Source organism: Neobacillus sp. MER 74 (genome assembly GCF_023714155.1).
This window is the reverse complement of sequence record NZ_JAMAUV010000001.1, coordinates 360,397-382,948: the sequence shown is the minus strand read 5'-3', so window position 1 is coordinate 382,948 and position 22,552 is coordinate 360,397. Positions and strand designations below refer to the sequence as shown.

At 40.0% G+C, this 22,552-nt stretch carries 21 protein-coding genes and 1 other annotated feature; of the genes, 20 read left to right on the top strand and 1 reads right to left on the bottom strand.

Annotated features, from left to right (window positions below):
• The first annotated feature begins 1 nt into the window (after position 1).
• The 20 genes from pgeF to pyrE all read left to right on the top strand — a co-directional run bounded on the left by pgeF (position 2) and on the right by pyrE (position 20,590).
• Positions 2-829 carry a peptidoglycan editing factor PgeF gene (gene pgeF / locus M3610_RS01775; protein WP_098572686.1) on the top strand — a complete coding sequence of 276 codons (828 nt, stop codon included), beginning with the start codon at positions 2-4 and terminating at the stop codon, positions 827-829.
• A complete protein-coding gene (locus M3610_RS01770; protein WP_098572687.1) occupies positions 826-1,503 on the top strand; it encodes a YggS family pyridoxal phosphate-dependent enzyme in 678 nt (225 codons plus the stop codon). Before pgeF ends, M3610_RS01770 begins: the two co-directional genes overlap by 4 nt.
• Before the next feature lie 11 nt (positions 1,504-1,514).
• Positions 1,515-1,976: a cell division protein SepF gene (locus tag M3610_RS01765; RefSeq protein WP_098572688.1), complete on the top strand. Its 462-nt coding sequence runs from the start codon at positions 1,515-1,517 to the stop codon at positions 1,974-1,976.
• Between the two features lie 6 nt (positions 1,977-1,982).
• Positions 1,983-2,249: a YggT family protein gene (locus M3610_RS01760; RefSeq protein WP_098572689.1), complete on the top strand. Its 267-nt coding sequence runs from the start codon at positions 1,983-1,985 to the stop codon at positions 2,247-2,249.
• A gap of 30 nt (positions 2,250-2,279) precedes the next feature.
• Positions 2,280-3,056: a YlmH family RNA-binding protein gene (locus tag M3610_RS01755; protein ID WP_251456163.1), complete on the top strand. Its 777-nt coding sequence runs from the start codon at positions 2,280-2,282 to the stop codon at positions 3,054-3,056.
• Positions 3,057-3,143: 87 nt separating this feature from the next.
• Positions 3,144-3,659, top strand: a complete 516-nt coding sequence (locus tag M3610_RS01750; protein ID WP_026566392.1) for a DivIVA domain-containing protein — start codon at positions 3,144-3,146, stop codon at positions 3,657-3,659.
• 49 nt (positions 3,660-3,708) lie between these two features.
• Positions 3,709-3,951: a binding site (T-box leader), on the top strand.
• Between the two features lie 74 nt (positions 3,952-4,025).
• A complete protein-coding gene (ileS, locus tag M3610_RS01745) occupies positions 4,026-6,791 on the top strand; it encodes an isoleucine--tRNA ligase (RefSeq protein WP_251456161.1) in 2,766 nt (921 codons plus the stop codon).
• A gap of 140 nt (positions 6,792-6,931) precedes the next feature.
• Positions 6,932-7,216, top strand: coding sequence for a hypothetical protein (locus M3610_RS01740; protein WP_098572692.1), 285 nt, complete (start codon positions 6,932-6,934; stop codon positions 7,214-7,216).
• Positions 7,217-7,320: 104 nt separating this feature from the next.
• Positions 7,321-7,830: a signal peptidase II gene (gene lspA, locus M3610_RS01735; RefSeq protein WP_285850877.1), complete on the top strand. Its 510-nt coding sequence runs from the start codon at positions 7,321-7,323 to the stop codon at positions 7,828-7,830.
• On the top strand, positions 7,802-8,713 hold the full coding sequence (locus tag M3610_RS01730; protein ID WP_251456159.1) for an RluA family pseudouridine synthase: 912 nt from the start codon (positions 7,802-7,804) through the stop codon (positions 8,711-8,713). Before lspA ends, M3610_RS01730 begins: the two co-directional genes overlap by 29 nt.
• 185 nt (positions 8,714-8,898) lie before the next feature.
• Positions 8,899-9,441 carry a bifunctional pyr operon transcriptional regulator/uracil phosphoribosyltransferase PyrR gene (pyrR, locus tag M3610_RS01725; RefSeq protein WP_098572695.1) on the top strand — a complete coding sequence of 181 codons (543 nt, stop codon included), beginning with the start codon at positions 8,899-8,901 and terminating at the stop codon, positions 9,439-9,441.
• 170 nt (positions 9,442-9,611) lie between these two features.
• Entirely contained in the window at positions 9,612-10,919 is a 1,308-nt protein-coding gene (locus tag M3610_RS01720; RefSeq protein ID WP_251456157.1) for a solute carrier family 23 protein, read from the top strand.
• A 153-nt stretch (positions 10,920-11,072) separates the two neighbouring features.
• Positions 11,073-12,017, top strand: coding sequence for an aspartate carbamoyltransferase catalytic subunit (locus M3610_RS01715; RefSeq protein WP_098572697.1), 945 nt, complete (start codon positions 11,073-11,075; stop codon positions 12,015-12,017).
• Complete coding sequence (locus tag M3610_RS01710; protein WP_251456155.1) at positions 11,977-13,263, top strand: dihydroorotase; 1,287 nt, start codon at positions 11,977-11,979, stop codon at positions 13,261-13,263. The genes M3610_RS01715 and M3610_RS01710 overlap by 41 nt, the downstream gene beginning before the upstream one ends.
• Positions 13,260-14,351, top strand: a complete 1,092-nt coding sequence (locus M3610_RS01705; RefSeq protein WP_251456153.1) for a carbamoyl phosphate synthase small subunit — start codon at positions 13,260-13,262, stop codon at positions 14,349-14,351. Before M3610_RS01710 ends, M3610_RS01705 begins: the two co-directional genes overlap by 4 nt.
• Entirely contained in the window at positions 14,344-17,550 is a 3,207-nt protein-coding gene (gene carB / locus M3610_RS01700; RefSeq protein ID WP_251456150.1) for a carbamoyl-phosphate synthase large subunit, read from the top strand. Before M3610_RS01705 ends, carB begins: the two co-directional genes overlap by 8 nt.
• Positions 17,547-18,320 carry a dihydroorotate dehydrogenase electron transfer subunit gene (locus M3610_RS01695; protein ID WP_251456148.1) on the top strand — a complete coding sequence of 258 codons (774 nt, stop codon included), beginning with the start codon at positions 17,547-17,549 and terminating at the stop codon, positions 18,318-18,320. The genes carB and M3610_RS01695 overlap by 4 nt, the downstream gene beginning before the upstream one ends.
• The gene (locus tag M3610_RS01690; RefSeq protein ID WP_251456146.1) at positions 18,317-19,258 is read left to right on the top strand and encodes a dihydroorotate dehydrogenase; all 942 of its coding nucleotides are present in this window, start codon (positions 18,317-18,319) and stop codon (positions 19,256-19,258) included. The genes M3610_RS01695 and M3610_RS01690 overlap by 4 nt, the downstream gene beginning before the upstream one ends.
• A complete protein-coding gene (gene pyrF, locus M3610_RS01685) occupies positions 19,230-19,946 on the top strand; it encodes an orotidine-5'-phosphate decarboxylase (RefSeq protein WP_251456144.1) in 717 nt (238 codons plus the stop codon). Before M3610_RS01690 ends, pyrF begins: the two co-directional genes overlap by 29 nt.
• Positions 19,943-20,590: an orotate phosphoribosyltransferase gene (gene pyrE / locus M3610_RS01680; RefSeq protein ID WP_251456142.1), complete on the top strand. Its 648-nt coding sequence runs from the start codon at positions 19,943-19,945 to the stop codon at positions 20,588-20,590. The genes pyrF and pyrE overlap by 4 nt, the downstream gene beginning before the upstream one ends.
• Before the next feature lie 70 nt (positions 20,591-20,660).
• On the opposite strand, the gene M3610_RS01675 is transcribed toward pyrE, so the two are convergent.
• Positions 20,661-22,370, bottom strand: a complete 1,710-nt coding sequence (locus M3610_RS01675) for an Rqc2 family fibronectin-binding protein (RefSeq protein WP_251456140.1) — start codon at positions 22,368-22,370, stop codon at positions 20,661-20,663.
• Between the last annotated feature and the right edge of the window lie 182 nt (positions 22,371-22,552).

Sequence of the window (22,552 nt, the reverse complement as noted above, 5' to 3'; positions counted from 1 at the left end):
TATGGAACCCTTTGTTTTAAAAAATCAATCCTTTTTAACTATTGAAAATTGGGTAAGCAAATATCCAGGTTTAGTTGCAGGAATAACCACTAATAATGGCGGGGTAAGCAAAGGGGATTACAAATCCCTTAACCTTGGGTTTCACGTTGGTGATATTCAAAGCGATGTTTGTTCCAACCGAGAAAAAGTTTCAGACCTGCTCACATTTCCACTAAAGTCCTGGGTCGGAGCTGAACAAACACATGGAATTCATCTTAAAAAAATTTCTAAACTTGACCGTGGCAAAGGATCCAATTCCTATGAAAATGCTATTAAAGATACAGATGGTTTTTATACGAATGAGGAGGGCGTCTTGTTAACACTCTGCTATGCCGACTGTGTCCCTCTTTTTTTTATTGCTCCTGAATCAAAAATGATTGGTGTAGCCCATGCTGGCTGGAAAGGGACTGTAGGTCAAATTGCAAGGGAAATGATCATTGCGTGGAAAAGAGAAGGAATTAACCCAGAACAGATTCTAGTTACAATTGGCCCATCCATTTGTGAAAAATGTTATATTGTTGATAAGTATGTGATAAACTTGGTCGAAAATACACTAGAAGATGTCGAAATTTTACCCTATAATTTAATTAAAGAAGGCCAATATTCCTTAGATTTACGTGAGGTAAATAGACAAATATTAATAAAGTCTGGTGTGCCGAATACGAATATCCAGTTGACAAACTTTTGTTCTAGTTGTAATAAAGAGTTTTTTTCCCATCGTCGTGACCAAGGGAAAACAGGAAGAATGTTAACTTTTATAGGCTGGAAGGAGACTACGGAACGTTTATGATGGTAGAAGCAAAATACGAAATAATAAAACAACAAATCATTGAGGCCTGCCTTCGAGTCAAGCGAAACCCTGAAGAAGTCAGGGTGATAGCGGTTACTAAATATGTTAGTACTGAGAGAGCAAATGAAGCACTTCAAGCAGGAATAATAAATCTAGGTGAGAATCGGGATGAGGGACTCCTCAGGAAGTGGGAAGAACTTAGGGACAAGCCTGTTTGGCATTATATCGGTTCACTTCAAACACGAAAAGTAAAGAATATTGTTAATATTGTTGAGTATATCCATTCTTTGGACAGGATTTCTCTTGCAGAAGAAATTAATAAACGGGCAGAGCGTAAGGTAAAATGCTTGGTCCAAGTTAATGTCTCTGGAGAAGAATCCAAGCATGGCTTACCTGCTGAAGAAGTACTGACTTTTATTGAGTCACTTCGTAAGTTTGAACACATCAGTGTTGAAGGTTTAATGACAATGGCTCCACTTACTGATAATGAATCGCAAATACGTGAATGTTTTCATAAATTAAGTGAACTTCGTAAACAAGTCCAAGCCTTAAATTTGGATTATGCTCCTTGCACCGAACTTTCGATGGGCATGTCAAATGATTTTGAAATTGCTATTGAAGAAGGGGCTACAATGGTAAGAATAGGCACTGCGCTTGTTGGTGAAGATGGTTAGGAGAGAAAATCATGACGATTAAATCGAAATTAAAAACATTTTTCTTTTTGGATGATGAATATGATGATAACAAAGTTGATTATCCAGAAGTAGTTGAACCACTTCCTGTAAAACAAAAGCAACAACCAGTGGTAAAGAACCAAAACGTCGTCAGCTTGCAAACCGTACAAAAGGCTGCCAATTCCACAAAGTCATCCAAAGTAATTTTAGTTGAGCCACGCTCTTATTCTGAGTCAACTGAAATTGCTGATCATTTAAAAAGCCGCCGCGCTGTGGTCGTGAACCTGCAGCGAATTGATAGTGATCAGGGCAGACAAATTGTCGATTTTCTCAGTGGCGCTGTTTATGCAATTGGTGGAGACATTCAAAAGATTGGTTTTAGTATATTCTTATGTACACCCGATAATGTTGAGGTTTCAGGAAATATATCAGAACTTATTCCTGACTTTGAAAATCAAAATACGAGGTGGTAATGCTTAATGGCACTGGTTTTTAGTTTATTACAGAAGCTAATACAACTTTATTCGTATGCCTTAATTATATATATTTTAATGTCTTGGTTTCCAAACGCTAGAGAGTCATCTATTGGACAATTTTTTGCGAGGATTTGTGAACCATATTTAGAGCCATTTAGACGAATCATTCCACCGATTGGTATGATGGACATCTCTCCAATCGTTGCCTTTCTTGTTCTTAATTTTGCGCAAAGTGGATTATCAAGTGTCTATCGTTTTCTTGTTTCTTAAGAATATTGAATCTAGGTTGTGTATTGAATTATGAATATTTATCAGCACTTTCGTCCAGAAGAGCGAGAATTTATTGATCAGGTGTTAAATTGGAAGAATTATGTAGACACACAATATACTCCTAAATTAACTGATTTCCTTGATCCGAGAGAACAGCATATTCTTAAAAAGTTAATTGGTGAACATGGGGATGTTAAATATAAACTTTTTGGCGGCGGCACGGATGTAGAACGAAAAAGAGCCTTAATTTTTCCAGATTATCTAACTTCGATTAATCATGATGAATTTCAAATAAGCCTTTTTAACATCCATTATCCAACCAAGTTTGTTACAATCGAACACCGACAGGTATTGGGTACGCTTATGTCCTTAGGCCTAAAGCGGGGGAAATTTGGGGATATCATCATTATAGATGGGAAATGCCAATTTTTTGCTGCAAAGGATATTAGCGACTATATAGTAAGTAACGTTGAAACAATTGGCAGGGCAGGCGTAAAACTAACTGAAACAGATATAGAAAATGCACTTTCCACCAATGAAAAATTGGTGGAAAGTGATTTAACGATATCTTCTTTGAGGCTTGATACTGTTATTTCAGGAATTTATCATGTGTCACGGCAGAAATCACAACTCTTTATTCAACAGGGACTCGTGAAGGTGAATTGGACATTAATTGAAAATCCGTCATTTGAATGCGGTGTGGGTGATATGATTTCTGTTAGAGGTAGTGGCCGAGCAAAAATTCTTGCCATTGAAGGGAAAACAAAAAAAGAAAAATGGCGACTAAATGTCGGAAAACAAAAATAAGTACAAAAATAAAGAAGGAAATTCGATGAATGATGTCGAATTCTTGCATATACATATAGAATTAGAGATTGTATGGAGGTGGCATTCATGCCGTTAACACCGTTGGATATTCACAATAAGGAGTTTAATAAGGGTTTTAGAGGATATGATGAGGATGAGGTAAACGAGTTTCTCGACCAGGTTATCAAGGATTATGAATTAGTACTTAGAGAAAAAAAAGAATTAGAAGAACGCTTGAATGATATGAATGAGCGACTTGGTCACTTTGTTACGATTGAAGAAACTTTAAATAAATCAATCATCATTGCGCAAGAAGCGGGTGAGGATGTTAAAAGGAATGCTCAAAAGGAAGCAAAGTTGATTATTAAGGAAGCGGAAAAGAATGCCGATCGGATTGTCAATGAATCCCTTTCAAAAGCAAGAAAGATTGCTCTTGAAATCGAGGATTTAAAAAAGCAGTCAAAAGTATTCCGTACACGTTTTAAAATGTTGATTGAGGCCCAGCTTGATATGTTAAATACCGATGATTGGGATCACTTATTAGAATATGAGGTAGATGCAACAGAACTAAAAGTTCATGAAGAAGAAGATTCATTAGCTTGACGAAAAGCGTTTTTATAGCATATAATTTCTTAACAGTTATAAAGAATGGTCAATGACGATGATAGGGACAGTATAATTTTTCTAGGACTTTTTTAGCGAGTCAGGGGTGGTGGAAGCCTGGTAAAGTTGAAAAATTGAAGATCACCCTTGAGTTCCAAAGCTGAACTTCCTAATTTAAGGCTAGTAGGCTTAGGCGTGTTATTCACGTTACGAATGCTAAAGAGGATAGTCGATTTGATTCGAACTATCTATCAGGGTGGTACCGCGGGAATAAAACCTTCTCGTCCCTATTTGGGGATGAGAGGGTTTTTTTATTTGTCTATTGGCTATTCTGTTATATGAAGAGGATTACAGGAGGAAGAAAAAATGGAGTATAAAAATACGTTATTAATGCCGCAAACTGAATTTCCGATGCGTGGCAATCTTCCACAAAGAGAGCCTGAGATTCAGGCAAAATGGGAAGAGTTGAATATTTACAAAAAAGTTCAAGAACGAACCAAGGGACGTCCGATGTTTGTATTGCATGATGGTCCTCCATATGCCAATGGTGACATCCATATGGGGCATGCCCTTAATAAAATTTTAAAAGATATGATTGTCCGCTATAAATCCATGAGTGGTTTCCATGCACCATACGTACCAGGCTGGGATACACATGGTCTACCAATCGAGCAAGCGTTAACGAATAAAGGTGTGAAACGTAAAGAAATGACGGTTGCAGAATTCCGTCAACTTTGTACTAAGTATGCACTCGAGCAAATTGACAATCAGCGTGAACAATTTAAACGTCTGGGTGTCCGCGGTGACTGGGAAAACCCTTATATTACCTTAAAACCTGCCTATGAAGCACAGCAAATTAAAGTCTTCGGTGAAATGGCTAAGAAAGGTTATATTTATAAAGGACTTAAGCCTGTCTATTGGTCACCATCAAGTGAATCTGCACTTGCTGAAGCAGAGATTGAATACCAAGACAAAAAATCCGCTTCGATTTATGTGGGCTTTAAGGTGAAGGATGGAAAAGGTGTACTAGATGCAGACACCCAAATCATTATCTGGACAACAACTCCATGGACAATTCCGGCGAACTTAGGTATTTCTGTACATCCGGACCTAACATATGTTGTGGTTGAAGCAAATGAAAACAAATATCTAGTTGCTGAGGCTCTTCTCGAATCTGTTTCGAAGGAAATTGGCTGGGAAGAATTAACCGTTGTTAAAAAGGTAAAAGGAAATGATTTAGAGAATATTTTAACTGTCCATCCGCTTTATGGCCGGGATTCATTGGTGATGTTAGGAGAACATGTAACAACAGATGCAGGTACTGGCTGTGTCCACACAGCACCAGGTCACGGGGAAGATGACTTTTACGTAGGACAAAAATATGGTTTAGATGTCCTATGCCCTGTTGATGATAAAGGTGTGATGACGAGTGAAGCGCCAGGTTTTGAAGGGTTATTTTACGATAAAGCTAATAAACCAATCACACAGGCATTAGAAGATGCAGGAGCATTGCTCAAACTTTCGTTTATTACCCATTCTTATCCACACGATTGGAGAACGAAGAAACCGGTAATCTACCGAGCGACAGCACAATGGTTTGCATCTATTAAAGATTTCCGTAATGAATTACTAGATGCAGTCAAGGAAACAAAATGGATTCCTGCTTGGGGTGAAACGCGATTATTTAATATGGTTCGTGACCGCGGTGACTGGTGTATTTCTCGTCAACGTGTCTGGGGAGTACCAATTCCTGTTTTCTATGCAGAAACTGGCCAAGAAATCATTACAGATGAAACGATTAATCATGTTTCAGATTTATTCCGTGAATTTGGTTCGAATGTATGGTTTGAGCGTGAGGCAAAAGAATTACTACCTGCCGGCTTTACCCATCCAGGAAGTCCAAATGGTATATTTACTAAGGAAACAGATATCATGGATGTGTGGTTTGATTCAGGATCTTCCCATCAAGCTGTTTTGCTTGAAAGAGATGATTTAGTTCGTCCAGCTGATCTTTATCTTGAAGGATCGGACCAGTATCGAGGCTGGTTTAACTCGTCATTATCTACTGCTGTAGCCGTGACAGGTGAAGCACCATATAAAGGAGTATTAAGCCACGGTTTTGCGCTTGATGGAGAAGGCAGGAAGATGAGTAAGTCCATTGGGAATGTCGTTATCCCTGCGAAAGTCATGAATCAGTTAGGTGCAGATATTTTACGCCTTTGGGTTGCTTCAGTTGATTATCAAGCGGATGTTCGTGTTTCAGACGCAATCTTGAAGCAGGTCGCAGAGGTTTATCGGAAAATTCGTAACACCTTCCGTTTCTTATTAGGAAATTTAGCTGATTTTACTCCAGCAAATAAAGTGCGATATGAAGATCTCCGTGAAGTCGACCAATTTATGCTTGTTAAATTAAATAAGTTGATTAAAAATGTTCGCAATGCCTATGAAAACTATGAATTCGCAGGCATCTATCATGCGATAAATAATTTCTGTACTCTTGATTTAAGTTCATTTTATTTGGATTTTGCGAAAGATGTTCTTTATATTGAAGCGACAGATAATCATGAGCGACGTGCAATCCAGACGGTGTTATACGAATCGCTGCTTGCTTTAACAAAATTAGTTTCACCAATCCTTTCACACACTGCGGATGAAGTTTGGAATTTTATCCCTGATGCAACCGAAGAAAGTGTCCAGTTAACAGATCTACCTGAGTATCAGGAACTACCAAATGCTCAAGCTTTAGAGGAAAAGTGGACTGAATTTATGATTCTTCGTGATGATGTGTTAAAGGCACTTGAGGAAGCACGTAATCAAAAAGTGATTGGGAAGTCGTTAACTGCCAAAGTTACACTTTATGTTAATGAAAAATCAAAAGCGTTATTAGACTCAATTGAAGAAAATATGAAACAGCTCTTTATTATCTCAGGGTTTGAAGTGGCAGGAACCTATGAGGAAGCCCCTGATAATGCAATTAAATTAGAAACTGCGGCTATTGTTATAACTAAAGCCGAGGGTGAAACATGTGAGCGTTGCTGGATTGTAACACCAGAAGTAGGTCAAGATCCAGAACACCCAACACTTTGCCCACGTTGTGCTGAAGTAGTAAAAGCTAACTATACTCATAATTAATCTGAAAGCCCTGTGCTAATGCATAGGGCTTTTAAATTTTTCCTTCTCCGTTAATTGTTGTAGTTGTTGTCAAATGTTTTTCCGAGTCGGTTATTGCTTGGCGGAAATAATAAGACAAATAAAACACGGAGGTAACAACTATGAATGCCACGCAGGAACAGCTGTTTTTGGAACTCCGTCATACGAAAGAAGAAATTGAATATTCGTTAAAAAACAAACCAAAGCAGGATTGGTTTACTGCCGTCTTAGAAGAGGAATTATCAGATATTAATACAGCAATTCGAAAACTTGAAAATGGAAACTTTGGGCAATGCGAAATCTCTGGAGAATTTTTGCCTAATGAATTATTACAGATGATTCCTACTATAAAGTCAGTAAAGGATTCAGAGTACTTACTGCATTATTACAAAAAACCGATTTACTAATCATTTTCATCAAGTTACATTTTCGTTTCGCGATAAAGTGTGCTAAAATGCTTAAGAAGTATGATAAGCGAAAGCTTCTAGACTGATTAGTTTAGTCTAGGTTGATGTGGGGGTATTTCTTAGTGTTTTATTACTTAATCGCACTTTTTGTTATTTTATTAGATCAAATTACGAAATGGCTTATTGTAAGCAAAATGTATCTAGGAGAAAGTATTCCTATCATTGATAATATTTTCTATATTACTTCTCATCGAAATCGTGGTGCGGCGTGGGGAATATTACAAGGACAAATGTGGCTATTTTACGTTATTACGATAATTGTTATCGTCGGAATTATGTATTATCTGTACAAAGCTGCAAGAGGGAAATGGATGCTTGGTGTATCTTTGGCATTAATGCTTGGAGGAGCGATAGGTAACTTTATTGACCGTGTCATTCGCAAGGAAGTTGTTGATTTCATTCATACGTATGTTTTTGGCTATAATTTCCCTGTCTTTAACATCGCGGATTCAGCGTTAGTTATTGGGGTCATCTTGTTAATGATTCAAATGTTGCTAGAAGAGAGAGAAACAAAGGAGAAATCATATGGAGAAAATGGAACACATCATTCTTGAGGAGCAAAAAGGGGATCGAATTGATAAGGTGATCTCTGGTCTTGATGAGGAATGGTCAAGAACTCAAGTACAGCAATGGATTAAAGAAGGCAATATTACGGTGAACGGACAACAAATTAAAACAAATTATAAATGTAGCTTGAACGATCAAATTGAAATTACGATACCGGACCCTGAAGAGTTAGATGTGGTCCCAGAAGATCTTAATTTAGACATTTACTATGAAGACAGTGATGTTTTGGTGGTAAATAAGCCGAGGGGTATGGTTGTTCACCCCGCACCGGGTCACATGTCAGGAACATTGGTCAATGGATTAATGTTTCACTGTAAGGATTTATCAGGGATTAACGGTGTGTTAAGACCTGGTATTGTTCATCGAATCGATAAGGATACGTCCGGCTTATTAATGGTAGCTAAAAATGATTTGGCTCACGAGAGTCTTGTCAATCAGTTAGTGGCCAAATCCGTTACCCGTAAATATAAAGCGATTGTACATGGAGTCATTCCCCATGATTTTGGAACTGTTGATGCTCCACTTGGCAGGGATACTAAAGACCGGCAAAGCATGACCGTCGTTGATCATGGCAAACATGCGGTCACACACTTTCATGTGCTTGAACGCTATAAAGATTTTACATTCGTAGAATGTCAATTAGAAACCGGCAGAACACACCAAATTCGTGTTCATATGAAATATATTGGCTACCCGCTTGCTGGAGATCCAAAATATGGACCGAAAAAGACACTCGATATCAACGGACAAGCATTACATGCAGGTGTGCTTGGTTTTAACCACCCTAGAACAAACGAATATCTAGAATTTGAAGCACCACTGCCAGAAGATATCGAGGCATTACTTAATCAGCTTCGAAATAATCGTTGACATAGCCGGTGATTTGAAGTAAGATGATTTTAGCTTAATAAGCCTTTAAATCAGTCCCGTGAGGCTGAGAAGGAAACGGTTAAGATAATGGGGGGAACTATACCCATATCTGTAAATTAACTTGTTAACCTCTCGCCAAAATTGGGTGAGAGGTTTTTTATTTTTACAAAAGAAGAAGGTGTAGTATGAACCAAAAAGCAGTTGTCCTTGATGAACAATCTATTGGCAGGGCCCTGACAAGAATCGCCCATCAAATTATTGAAAAAAACAAAGGTATAGATGATTGTATTTTGGTTGGTATTCGAACGAGGGGCATATATTTGGCCAATCGGCTTGCAGCCAAAATTGAAGAAATTGAGGGGAAAGCAATAGCTGTTGGGGAGTTAGATATTACCCTTTATCGAGACGATTTAACAAAGAAAACTGATAATCAAGAACCACTGGTTAAAGGATCTGATATTCCGGTGGGGATAAATAATAAAAAAGTGATACTGGTTGATGATGTTCTCTATACGGGGAGGACAGTCAGAGCTGGACTGGATGCCTTAATGGATATAGGACGACCTGCGGTCATTCAACTGGCGGTTTTAGTGGACCGCGGTCACCGGGAACTTCCCATCCGAGCAGACTATGTGGGAAAAAACATTCCTACCTCAAGTGAGGAAAAAATTGTTGTTCAATTAGCAGATGTGGATCAGGTCGATCAAGTCAGTATTTTTGAAAAATAAATAGTTACCCTTTTAAAAGTAGTCCTGTGAGGCTGACAAAGGGGAATGCCGAAATATACTTATTTAGGCATGTCCATACCCTCTTTGTACCCTCACGGACAAAGAGGTTTTTTTTATGAAAAAAATAAGATACTAAAGAAAAGCAATATAGCAAAGTGGGGGAATTCACAATGAACAATAAACCTATCCTAGACGTAAAAGAGATTCCTAAACCCTTCCAATGGATTACATTAAGTTTACAGCACTTATTCGCCATGTTTGGAGCCACAATATTGGTACCATACCTTGTTGGATTAAACCCGGCGATTGCACTTATATCAAGTGGACTTGGCACATTAGCCTTTCTATTAATAACTAAATTCCAAGTTCCAGCTTACTTAGGCTCATCCTTTGCCTTTATTGCACCTGTGATTGCCGCTAAAGCAGCTGGGGGACCAGGCGGTGCCATGGTCGGTACATTCATCGCAGGACTTGTATACGGACTGGTTTCACTAATCATCAGCAAGGCAGGTCATCGCTGGATTATGAATCTTCTCCCGCCAATTGTTGTGGGACCAGTTATTATTGTCATCGGATTAGCTCTATCTGGAACTGCTGTGAATATGGCGATGAATAATCCTGTGAGTGGAAAATACAGCATGCTTCATTTTTCGGTAGCCCTTGTCACGCTAATAGCAACAATTATCTTTTCGATATATGCAAAAAAAATGTTAAGTATGATCCCAATCTTAGCAGGGATTATTGTCGGATATATCTACGCACTAGTGGTTGGAGTGGTCGATTTTAAACCAGTTTTAGAGGCTAAATGGTTTGAAATGCCTGAATTTATCATTCCGTTTGTAAGTTATAAAGTAAAATTCACTTGGGATTTAGTCTTGTTAATGGTCCCAGTTGCAATTGTAACATTATCAGAGCACATCGGACATCAGTTGGTGCTTAGTAAGGTAGTCGGCCGGGATTATATTAAAGAACCGGGCTTACACCGCTCAATCCTAGGGGATGGAACAGCAACGATGATTTCCGCTCTGATTGGCGGGCCGCCAAAAACCACTTATGGTGAAAACATCGGTGTCCTTGCAATTACTCGAATTTATAGTGTGTATGTCATTGCTGGTGCAGCAATCTTCGCCATCATCTTTGGCTTTATTGGAAAAATAACTGCTTTAATCAGCACCATTCCAACACCGGTAATGGGCGGCGTTTCAATCCTTCTTTTCGGAATCATTGCTTCCTCTGGTTTACGAATGCTGGTGGATAGCAAAATTGATTTTGGTAACAAGCGTAACCTAGTCATTTCATCTGTCATCTTGGTAGTGGGCATTGGTGGAGCAGTGATAAAAGTATCAGAATCATTACAAATCCAGGGGATGGCCCTAGCAGCTATTTGCGGTGTATTGTTAAACCTCATTCTTCCTGGAAGAGAACCAGCGGATGAAAATATGCTGGAGGAATCCACTGATAAACGGAAAACTGCATAAATAAGTTTCAACTCTTTAAAGAAATCCAGAGAGGTTTATAAGGGTGTAAGCTTAGTACCATGTATGACAACGCATGGATTAAGTTTGTATTTCTTGCACCCGTGACTTCTGGTCAGGGTGTTTTTTATCCAAAATGAGAGAGGCGGATGATGGATGTTAAATCATTTACTAACCACGAACGAATTAAAGGTGGATGAGATTTATCAAATCTTAACAGATGCTCATAACTTTAAAAACGGAATGCAATGGCGTCCGGACAGGCAAATGTTTACTGCCAATCTATTTTTTGAACCGAGCACAAGAACAAAGAGCAGCTTTGAAGTGGCCCAAAGAAGATTAGGATTAGAGGTAATTCCGTTTGAAGTGCTTACTTCAAGTGTCCAAAAAGGGGAAACACTTTACGATACAGTAAAAACATTAGAATCCATTGGTGTCAATTCCATTGTCATTCGACACGGTCAGGACCGCTATTTTGATGAATTGGTCGGAAAAGTTAACACGCCAATCATTAATGGCGGGGATGGGTGCGGGCATCATCCGACGCAATCACTTCTTGATCTACTGACGATCCAGCAGGAGTTTGACCAATTCGCAGGCTTGAAAATTTCTATTATCGGTGACATTCGTCATAGTCGGGTGGCACGTTCCAATGCCGATGTTTTAACAAGGCTGGGTGCAGAAGTGACTTTTTCTGGTCCAGAAGAATGGTTCGATACTAGGAGCACGGATATATCGAGGTATAGGCCGATTGATTTGGCCATCGAAGAAGCGGATGTCGTCATGCTTCTCCGTGTACAACATGAACGGCATCAACAAAAGAGCAGTTTTACGGCAAATGAATACCACAAGCAATATGGTCTTACGATTGAAAGAGAAAAGATGATGAAGCAGGGGAGCATCATCATGCATCCTGCTCCTGTAAATAGAAATGTAGAAATAGCAGATAGTCTTGTCGAGTGCAAGCGATCAAGAATCTTTAAGCAAATGGAAAACGGTGTTTATGTAAGAATGGCAGCAATCAAGAGATCAATCGAAAATCTTGAAGGAGGAAAACAACATGAAAATACTTATTCAGAACGCATGTTACATAGCATCTAAGGGAGAAAAGAAACAGGCTGATCTATTAATAGAAGATGGAAAGATTACAAAAATTGAAACACAAATCACTGCGGTTGTGGATCGGACCGTCGACGCGGAAGGAAAATTAGTGGCACCAGGCTTTATCGACCTGCATGTCCACCTCCGTGAACCAGGCGGAGAAAAAAAGGAAACCATCGCAACCGGAACAGCCGCCGCAGCAAGAGGCGGATTTACCACTATTGCCAACATGCCTAACACAAGACCGGTGCCTGACACCATTAAAAACATGGAGGACTTACAAAAGCGCATTAAGGATACAGCGAAGGTTAGGGTATTGCCGTATGCGTCCATCACAATCCGCCAGTTGGGCCAGGAGTTAACGGATTTTGAGGGCTTGAAAGCTAGTGGCGCATTTGCCTTTACGGATGACGGAGTAGGCGTGCAGTCAGCTGCGATGATGCTTGAAGCAATGCGTAAAGCGGCGGCACTTGATATGGCAATTGTCGCTCACTGTGAAGAAAACACATTAATTAACAAGGGTTCTGTCCATGATGGAGCATTTGCGAAGAAGCATGGATTAAATGGAATTCCATCTATATGTGAATCCGTTCAAATTGCTAGGGATGTACTCTTAGCCGAAGCGGCAGACTGTCATTACCATGTATGCCATATCAGTACAAAAGAATCAGTTCGGGTAGTTAGAGATGCTAAACAGGCAGGAATAAAAGTAACAGCCGAGGTAACACCACATCACTTATTATTATCTGAAGATGATATCCCAGGATTAGATGCAAACTATAAAATGAATCCGCCGCTTCGTGCTGCAGAAGACCGCAAAGCCTTAATCGAAGGGCTCTTAGATGGAACCATTGATTTCATTGCAACAGATCATGCGCCACATACAGCAGAAGAAAAAGCAGAAGGAATGACGCTTGCGCCATTCGGAATTGTTGGTCTCGAAACAGCCTTCCCGCTTTTATATACTCACTTCGTATTAAAGGAAATTATGACGCTTGAAGAGTTAATCAACTACCTCACCGTTAAGCCAGCGGAAGCATTTGGACTTCCATACGGAAAAATCGAAGTGGGAGCACCAGCAGATTTAGTACTGTTGAACCTAGAAGAAGAACGTGAAATTAATACAGAAGAATTCCTATCAAAAGGAAAAAATACACCATTTGGCGGTTGGAAATGTAAAGGTTGGCCAGAAATGACAATCGCTGAAGGAGAAATCGCTTGGGAAAAAGGGAGTGTCTTAGTATGAAAAAACAACTTATATTAGAAGATGGTACCATTTTTATTGGTAAAGGCTTTGGAAGTGATACGGAAACAATTGGTGAAGTTGTTTTTAATACAGGGATGACAGGCTATCAAGAGATTATATCTGACCCTTCTTATTGCGGACAGATTGTGACATTAACCTATCCATTGATCGGAAATTACGGAATAAACCGCGACGATTTCGAATCCATCAATCCAGCTGTTAAAGGATTGATTGTAAAAGAAGCAGCAGACTTCCCGTCCAACTGGAGAAATGAATATACATTGGATGAATACTTTGACATGAAAAAAATCCCTGGGATTGCAGGGATTGATACACGTAAATTAACCCGGATTATCCGTCAATACGGAACCTTGAAAGGAGCTATCTGCAGTATTGAGAAGGATTCGAATGAGGTTTTAGCTCAATTACGTAAAGCACCGCTTCAAACAAACCAAGTTAAACAAGTTTCTACTAAAAATCCTTACCCAAGTCCAGGACGCGGCAAGAGAGTGGTCCTAGTTGATTTTGGAATGAAACACGGAATCTTACGGGAACTTAACCAACGGGATTGTGATGTAGTGGTTGTCCCATATCATACAACAGCAGATGAAATCCTTCAGTTGCGCCCAGACGGAATCATGCTTTCAAATGGACCTGGGGATCCAAAGGATGTTCCAGAAGCGATTGATATGTTAAAAGGAGTATTAGGCAGGGTACCATTGTTTGGAATTTGCTTAGGTCATCAATTGTTTGCCCTAGCATGTGGAGCTAATACGGAAAAAATGAAGTTCGGTCATCGCGGTTCCAACCATCCTGTTAAAGATCTTGCTACAGGAAAAGTTGCCATAACTTCACAAAACCATGGATATACAGTTGAGGAAGAATCAATTAAAAATACAAGATTAGAAATTACTCACATTGCAGTAAATGACGGAACAGTCGAAGGACTGAAACACCTGGATTACCCAGCATTTACAGTTCAGTATCATCCGGAAGCATCTCCAGGACCAGAAGACGCAAACGGCTTATTCAATCAATTTCTTGACTTGATGGAAAAGAACAAACAGGAGGTTACAGCAAATGCCTAAACGTACAGATATCAACTCCATTTTAGTAATCGGTTCAGGACCAATTGTCATTGGGCAGGCTGCAGAATTTGACTATGCCGGTGCCCAAGCATGTATCGCTCTGAAAGAAGAGGGCTACCGTGTTATTTTAGTTAACTCCAATCCGGCCACCATCATGACGGATACAGAGATGGCAGATGCCGTTTATATTGAACCCTTGACTGTAGAATTCGTCAGCAGAATCATTCGCAAAGAACGTCCGGATGCGCTGCTTGCAACACTTGGCGGACAAACAGGTCTTAACCTGGCAGTTGAGTTAACAAAATCCGGAGTATTAGCTGAATGCGAAGTAGAGATTCTTGGTACGAAACTTTCAGCGATTAATCAAGCAGAGGACCGAGATCTTTTCCGAAGCCTTATGAATGAATTAAACGAACCAGTTCCAGATAGTGAAATTATCCATGAATTAGCTGAGGCAAAAGCATTCGTTAAAAAAATTGGTTTCCCGGTGATTGTTCGACCAGCGTTTACATTAGGAGGAACAGGCGGAGGTATCTGTCATACCGATGAGGAACTCGAGGAAATTGTTACAAGTGGACTAAAACACAGCCCGGTGAATCAATGTCTGCTAGAAAAAAGTATTGCTGGTTTCAAGGAAATTGAATACGAAGTAATGCGTGATAAAAATGACAATGCCATTGTGGTTTGTAATATGGAAAACATCGATCCTGTTGGTGTTCATACAGGTGATTCCATCGTGGTTGCACCAAGTCAGACATTAAGCGATCGGGAATACCAGCTGCTTCGCAATGTTTCATTAAAAATTATTCGTGCCTTAGGTATTGAAGGCGGCTGTAACGTTCAGTTGGCATTAGATCCATACAGCTACAACTACTATATTATTGAAGTAAATCCACGAGTTAGCCGTTCTTCGGCATTAGCGTCAAAAGCAACCGGTTATCCGATTGCTAAGCTTGCAGCTAAAATCGCCGTAGGCTTAACACTTGATGAAATGTTAAATCCGGTAACAGGAAAAACCTATGCAAGCTTTGAACCGGCACTAGATTATATCGTAACCAAAATACCTAGATGGCCGTTTGACAAATTTGAATCAGGTAACCGTTCCCTAGGGACACAGATGAAAGCAACGGGAGAGATTATGGCGATTGGCCGTACATTTGAAGAATCTCTTTTGAAAGCAATCCGCTCCCTTGAGGCAGGGGTTTATCATTTCGAATTAAACGACGCCGCAGAGATCAATGATGATTTACTTGAGAAACGGATTCGCAAAGCCGGAGACGAACGACTCTTTTATATCGCAGAAGGGTTAAAACGTGGATTAACCATTGAGACGATCCATGAATGGAGCAAAATCGACTTATTCTTCTTAAAGAAAATGGAAGGAATTATCGAACTTGAAAAAGTAATTGCTGCCAAACCGTTTGACACAGAAATCTTCATTGAAGCAAAACAAAAAGGCTTTACGGATAAGACGATCGCCCAGCTTTGGAATACAACTGAAAAAGAAATTTATCTTACAAGAAAAAATCTCGGAATTATCCCAGTTTATAAAATGGTTGACACTTGTGCAGCTGAATTTGAATCAGCAACACCTTACTACTATGGCACATATGAAGATGAAAACGAGTCGATTGTAACAGAGAAAAATAGTGTCATTGTTCTAGGATCCGGTCCAATCCGTATCGGTCAGGGCATTGAATTTGATTATGCGACTGTACACTCTGTAAAGGCTATTAAAGAAGCAGGCTATGAAGCGATTATCATTAATAATAATCCAGAAACAGTATCAACGGATTTCAGTATTTCTGATAAGCTATACTTCGAACCACTGACCATTGAAGATGTGATGAGTATTATTGACTTAGAGAAACCAATGGGGGTAGTGGTCCAGTTTGGAGGACAAACCGCAATCAACTTAGCTGCTAAACTTGAAGAAAATGGCGTGAAAATTCTAGGAACAAGCTTAGAAGACTTAGACCGTGCAGAAAACCGTGATAAATTTGAACAAGCACTTGTGCAATTAGACATTCCACAGCCATTAGGAAAAACAGCTATGTCAGTAGAACAGGCACTTGTGATCGCTAAAGATATCGGTTATCCGGTTCTTGTCCGCCCTTCCTATGTACTTGGTGGAAGAGCAATGGAAATTGTTTATCATGAAGAAGAACTTCTTTACTATATGCAGAACGCTGTAAAAGTGAATCCAGAGCATCCAGTCTTGATTGACCGATATTTAACAGGAAAAGAAATTGAAGTTGATGCCATTTGTGACGGCACTAATGTCTTAATCCCGGGTATCATGGAACATATCGAACGAGCTGGAGTCCACTCAGGTGACTCGATTGCAGTTTACCCATCGCAAACTCTAAGTGAAAAAGTGAAACAAACACTTGTGGAGTATACCGAGAAATTAGCGAAGGGGTTAAATATTATTGGATTACTAAATATTCAATATGTGCTCGCGGGAGAACAAGTATACGTACTTGAAGTAAATCCAAGATCAAGTCGTACTGTTCCATTCTTAAGTAAAATTACGAATATCCCAATGGCAAAAATCGCAACAAAAGCGATTCTTGGGGTATCGATTCTCGACCAAGGTTACATCCCAGGTCTTGTTACTGAAAAAGAAGGAGTATATGTCAAAGTTCCTGTATTCTCGTTCGCCAAACTGAAGAGTGTCGATATCACGCTTGGGCCAGAAATGAAGTCAACTGGAGAAGTCATGGGTAAGGATGTAACCCTCGAAAAGGCCCTTTACAAAGGCTTAATTGCTTCAGGTATGAAAATTCAGCAATTCGGTACGGTATTGTTTACGGTAGCAGATAAGGATAAGCAGGAAGCCTTAAAACTTGCGAAACGTTTCTCTGCAAACGGCTATCGCTTAATGGCAACAAGCGGAACAGCGGCTGTCTTGGAAGAAGCAGGCCTAAGAGTGAAGGTTGTCGGCAAAATTGGTACAGAGGGTAAAACTTTATTAGATGTCATTCATCATGGTGAGGCACAGTTCATTATTAATACTTTAACGAAAGGCAAACAGCCTGCACGTGACGGGTTTAGAATTCGCCGCGAAGCTGTTGAAAATGGAGTTCCATGCTTAACTTCACTTGACACGGCTGATGCAATCTTAAAAGTAATTGAATCGATGAATTTTTCAGCAGAACCAATGGCCGCTATGAAAAAGGAGGCCGTGTTTGCATGATCCAAAAAGAGTTATGCAAAGTACTCAGCCAAAAAGAAATAGCTGAAGATATCTATGAGCTGACGATTGAAGGAGAGTTAGTTACTCAAATAACGGAGCCAGGTCAATTTATCCATATTAAAGTATCCAATGGCCTTGATCCACTGTTACGCAGACCAATTAGTATTTCCTCGTACGATTATGAACAGAAAAATTTAACAATGATTTATCGTAAAGATGGAAGAGGAACTTCCATGCTATCAGAATTACGACCAGGGATGTATGTCGACATCCTTGGTCCACTAGGCAATGGTTTTCCTGTTGAAGAAGTCAGTATGGGAGATACTGCCTTACTTGTCGGCGGTGGAATTGGCGTTCCTCCCCTATATGAACTGTCAAATCAGTTAGTCGCAAAAGGTGTAAAAGTCATCCATGTGCTCGGCTTCCAGACTGAATCAGCTGTCTTTTATGAAGAAGAATTTTCGAAAAATGGGGAAACCTATGTAGCGACTGTGGATGGTTCTCATGGTAGAAAGGGCTTTGTGACGGATGTAATGAAAGAATTGCAGTTTGATTGTATCTATACATGCGGACCAACCCCGATGTTAAGAGCAATTGAGCAGAATTATCAAGGTAAGAAAGTTTTCTTATCGCTAGAAGAACGGATGGGCTGCGGCATAGGTGCCTGCTTTGCGTGTGTATGTAAAAAGAAGGATGACCCGACAGGAATTTCTTATAAAAAAGTCTGCAGTGATGGTCCTGTATTCCGAGCTGGGGAGGTATTGATATGAGTTGCTTAAACATTGAATTACCAGGCTTAAACTTAAAAAACCCAATCATGCCTGCATCTGGATGCTTTGGATTTGGCAGAGAATACAGTCAGTTCTATGATCTAAGTGTACTTGGCGCGATTATGATTAAAGCGACAACAGTAGAACCAAGGTTCGGAAATGCAACACCACGTGTTGCGGAAACTTCTGCAGGGATGTTAAATGCCATAGGCTTGCAAAATCCAGGACTAGAAAAGGTCCTTGGCGAAGAGCTTCCTTTTTTATCTCAGTACGATGTTCCAATTATTGCAAATGTGGCTGGATCACTTGAAGAGGATTACGTAGAGGTAGCCCGTCAAATTTCAAAGGCTCCAAATGTTCATGCGCTAGAACTGAATATTTCCTGCCCTAACGTAAAAACAGGCGGGATTGCTTTTGGAACCATTCCTGAAACGGCGAAACAATTAACCCGTAAGGTTAAAGAGGTATCAGAGGTACCAGTATATGTAAAGCTGTCGCCAAATGTAACAAATATCGTTGAGATGGCAAAGGCTGTTGAAGCAGGTGGTGCCGATGGATTGACGATGATTAATACTCTAATCGGAATGAGACTTGATTTAAAAACAGGCAAACCGATTCTTGCCAATCGAACCGGTGGATTGTCAGGACCAGCAATTAAGCCAGTGGCGATCCGGATGATTCACGAAGTCAGTCAGGTGGTCGGTATTCCAATCATCGGTATGGGTGGTGTTGAGACGGCTAGTGATGTCATCGAGTATTTTTATGCAGGAGCAAGTGCGGTCGCAGTCGGCACAGCCAATTTTGTGGATCCATTTGTTTGTCCGACGATCATTGAGGAACTGCCTGAACTGCTTGGAAAATTAGGATTTGAGCACATCAGTGAATGTACAGGAAGGAGCTGGAAGGAACATGGACAACTCGCTAATCATCGCGCTTGATTTTCCCGGCGTCAACGAAGTGAATCAATTTCTAAAGCCGTTTGCTGGTAAAGAGCTTTTTGTAAAAGTAGGGATGGAGTTGTTTTACCAGGAAGGCCCCTCGATTATTCATCAATTAAAAGAGCAAGGTCATCGTATTTTCCTTGATTTAAAGCTTCATGACATTCCAAATACAGTGAAAAGTGCAATGAAGGGTCTGGCACGTTTAGAGTGTGATTTGGTAAATGTTCATGCTGCAGGCGGAATTGACATGATGCGAGCAGCACTGGAGGGTCTAGAAGCAGGTACCCCTGCAGGACGGAAGCGGCCTAACTGTATTGCGGTAACACAATTAACAAGTACGTCTGAGGAACAAATGCAAAAAGAACAACTTATTCCGGTCTCCTTAAAGGAATCGGTGCTTCATTATGCCTCTATAACGAAACAAGCAGGCTTAGATGGAGTTGTTTGCTCGGCATGGGAAGCTGCTTTGATTAAGGAAAAGGCCGGACAATCGTTTTTGACGGTTTGTCCAGGTATTCGGATGGCCTCAGATCAGGCAGGAGATCAAAAGCGTATCACAACTCCTGAATCAGCACGGACAATGGGGGTTAGTGCGATTGTTGTTGGCCGCTCGATTACCCGTTCACAAGACCCGCTAACAAGTTATCAACAATGGATGGAAGCATGGAAGGGAGTAACACAATGAAAAAATTAATTGCTGAAAAATTACTAGACATCAATGCGGTGGCCTTGAAGCCCGAGGAGCCATTTACGTGGGCATCAGGACTTCGTTCCCCAATCTATTGTGATAATCGCTTAACACTTTCATATCCTGAGGTAAGAAAAGCAATAGCTGCTGGGCTGCAGCAGTTGATTGAAGAAAATTTTCCGGGAACTGAAGTTATTGCTGGTACAGCAACCGCAGGTATTCCTCATGCCGCATGGGTCAGCGACTTAATGGACCTTCCTATGTGCTACGTTCGTTCGAAAGCAAAAGGACACGGTAAAGGGAATCAGATTGAAGGAAAAGCAGAAGCAGGTCAAAAGGTTGTCGTTGTAGAAGATTTAATCTCAACTGGCGGCAGTGTAATCACAGCAGTTCAAGCATTAAGGGAAGCAGGTTGTGATGTACTTGGTGTGGTTTCCATTTTTACCTATGGGCTTGAAAAGGGAAGAGAACTGCTTCAGGAAAACGAGATTACGAGTAAATCACTGACTGATTATGAAACATTAATTGAAGTAGCGATTTCTAAGGGGATCGTTACGGGAGATGATCAGAAAAGTCTCCTTTTATGGAGCAAAAACCCTGCTGAATGGAGCAACAAGTTTTTGGAAACAGAGATTCGCTGATAAAATCAAATTTCCGCTGATAAATAGAAAAAGAAGGCATCCACGACCTTGTGGATGCCTTCTTTTCTTTCTATTTCTTCAATTTAAGTACCAATTCCTCATCTGGCGTGACATATACTGTCTGCTGATTATCATAAATCACAAATCCTGGCTTTGCCCCACTAGGTTTTTTTACATATCGAATCTTTGTAAAATCAACAGGAACAGAGCTGGAATTTCGTGCCTTACTAAAATAGGAGGCTAAAATGGCAGCTTCCCGAATCGTTTCACTAGATGGTTCTTTGCTGCGAATTACCACGTGTGAGCCAGGGATATCTTTTGTATGAAGCCAAATCTCATCCCTTGCTGCCAATTTATTGGTTAAATAATCATTTTGTTTATTATTTTTGCCAACGATAATATCGGTACCATCGCTCGATTTAAAATGATCTAATACTGGCTTGGCATTCTGTGCCTTCTTCAGTTTCTTCTTTTGCCGTTCCCTAATATATCCACCCTCCACAAGTTCTTCACGAATCTCTTGAATATCTTTAGGGGAGGCAGCTTGTACTTGCTGTAATAAATTATCAAAGTAGGAAACTTCAACTTGGGCTTTCTCGATTTGCTCAATAACAATTTCAACTGCATTTTTTGCCTTCTGGTATTTTGAAAAATACTTCTGGGCATTTTCAGATGGTGTCTTCCGCGGGTCTAGTGGAATGATAATCGTCCCACCTGATTCATCATAATAATCGAGCACTTCAATTTCACGCATCCCTTTATTGGCTGCATATAAATTGGCTGTTAAAAGTTCCCCATAGCGTTGAAATTGCTCCGCACGCTCAGCTTCTTTTAATGTAACGTTCAGTTTGTCAATTTTCTTTTCGTTCTTTTCTTTTTCATTATGAATAAATCGTTCAATATCATTCCCTTGCTGCTTTACCCGATCTCTTTCGGCTTTGCCAAAATAAAAGCGGTCAAGCATTTCACTTAGCGTGGGATATGTTTTTATTTCTCCTTTCAGATGCTCAAGTGGAAATAAGTAAAATGCGTCCTTCCCGCCTGCCGAGATAATGGAGGGGAAAATATCACCAGATGCAACTTTTTTAACCATACCTATAAACGTTCCCGGGACAGTAGCACGATTAGCAAGGCCACTCTGGAATATTACTTCCTTAGCGAATAGTGGTGAAATCCCAGCAAATTGTTCAACTAATTGGCGATCAATTTTCCCTGCATTGTAATCAATCTTTCTTAATAGATCGTCCTGATCACAATGAAATGGATCTTGCTTATGCTGTTCTGGTGGGAAAACATAAGGCTGTCCGGGCATAATCGCCCTGTGGCTGTTCACTGCAAAGGAGACATGTTTGATGCTGTCAAGAATGATATTCCGGGATTTATCAACGAGTACAATATTGCTGTGTCTACCCATAATTTCAATAATTAATTGCTTGTAGCTAATATCCCCAATCTCATTCCGTCCCTTAATTTCTAGTACAATCATCCGATCGGTTTCTTTTTGATATATATCCTCTAATATATAACCCTCAATATGTTTCCTGAGCAGCATACAAAACATTGGCGGCTCACTTGGATTATCATATGACTCTTCAGTGAATTGAACTCGTGCATAACTTGGGTGCGCCGATAATAGCAGTTTTTGATTTACACCATTGGCACGAATGGTGAGAATCACTTCATTTTTATAGGGCTGATGAACTTTATTAATCCTTCCGCCCTTTAACGAACGGACAAGTTCATCGACCATTGCTTTTGTAAATAAACCATCAAATGACATGGAAAACATCCTTTACTACATTCATATGTATTAATTATAGCTTACCAAAAAAAAACTGTCTTATTTTAACTTATTATCTATTTTAACTTTCACTATATCATAGCATTTTTTGGGACGACCCTGAATAAGCTTTCTTTAGAGTATGTATTTATAGGTATTTAAAGGGGGAAGTGAGATGGTCG

Coding starts and splice junctions, on each gene's coding strand:
- pgeF (WP_098572686.1), top strand. CDS start 2: ATGGAACCCTTTGTTTTAAAAAATCAATCCTTTTTAACTATTGAAAAT.
- M3610_RS01770 (WP_098572687.1), top strand. CDS start 826: ATGATGGTAGAAGCAAAATACGAAATAATAAAACAACAAATCATTGAG.
- M3610_RS01765 (WP_098572688.1), top strand. CDS start 1,515: ATGACGATTAAATCGAAATTAAAAACATTTTTCTTTTTGGATGATGAA.
- M3610_RS01760 (WP_098572689.1), top strand. CDS start 1,983: ATGGCACTGGTTTTTAGTTTATTACAGAAGCTAATACAACTTTATTCG.
- M3610_RS01755 (WP_251456163.1), top strand. CDS start 2,280: ATGAATATTTATCAGCACTTTCGTCCAGAAGAGCGAGAATTTATTGAT.
- M3610_RS01750 (WP_026566392.1), top strand. CDS start 3,144: ATGCCGTTAACACCGTTGGATATTCACAATAAGGAGTTTAATAAGGGT.
- ileS (WP_251456161.1), top strand. CDS start 4,026: ATGGAGTATAAAAATACGTTATTAATGCCGCAAACTGAATTTCCGATG.
- M3610_RS01740 (WP_098572692.1), top strand. CDS start 6,932: ATGAATGCCACGCAGGAACAGCTGTTTTTGGAACTCCGTCATACGAAA.
- lspA (WP_285850877.1), top strand. CDS start 7,321: ATGTGGGGGTATTTCTTAGTGTTTTATTACTTAATCGCACTTTTTGTT.
- M3610_RS01730 (WP_251456159.1), top strand. CDS start 7,802: ATGGAGAAAATGGAACACATCATTCTTGAGGAGCAAAAAGGGGATCGA.
- pyrR (WP_098572695.1), top strand. CDS start 8,899: ATGAACCAAAAAGCAGTTGTCCTTGATGAACAATCTATTGGCAGGGCC.
- M3610_RS01720 (WP_251456157.1), top strand. CDS start 9,612: ATGAACAATAAACCTATCCTAGACGTAAAAGAGATTCCTAAACCCTTC.
- M3610_RS01715 (WP_098572697.1), top strand. CDS start 11,073: ATGTTAAATCATTTACTAACCACGAACGAATTAAAGGTGGATGAGATT.
- M3610_RS01710 (WP_251456155.1), top strand. CDS start 11,977: ATGAAAATACTTATTCAGAACGCATGTTACATAGCATCTAAGGGAGAA.
- M3610_RS01705 (WP_251456153.1), top strand. CDS start 13,260: ATGAAAAAACAACTTATATTAGAAGATGGTACCATTTTTATTGGTAAA.
- carB (WP_251456150.1), top strand. CDS start 14,344: ATGCCTAAACGTACAGATATCAACTCCATTTTAGTAATCGGTTCAGGA.
- M3610_RS01695 (WP_251456148.1), top strand. CDS start 17,547: ATGATCCAAAAAGAGTTATGCAAAGTACTCAGCCAAAAAGAAATAGCT.
- M3610_RS01690 (WP_251456146.1), top strand. CDS start 18,317: ATGAGTTGCTTAAACATTGAATTACCAGGCTTAAACTTAAAAAACCCA.
- pyrF (WP_251456144.1), top strand. CDS start 19,230: ATGGACAACTCGCTAATCATCGCGCTTGATTTTCCCGGCGTCAACGAA.
- pyrE (WP_251456142.1), top strand. CDS start 19,943: ATGAAAAAATTAATTGCTGAAAAATTACTAGACATCAATGCGGTGGCC.
- M3610_RS01675 (WP_251456140.1), bottom strand. CDS start 22,370: ATGTCATTTGATGGTTTATTTACAAAAGCAATGGTCGATGAACTTGTC.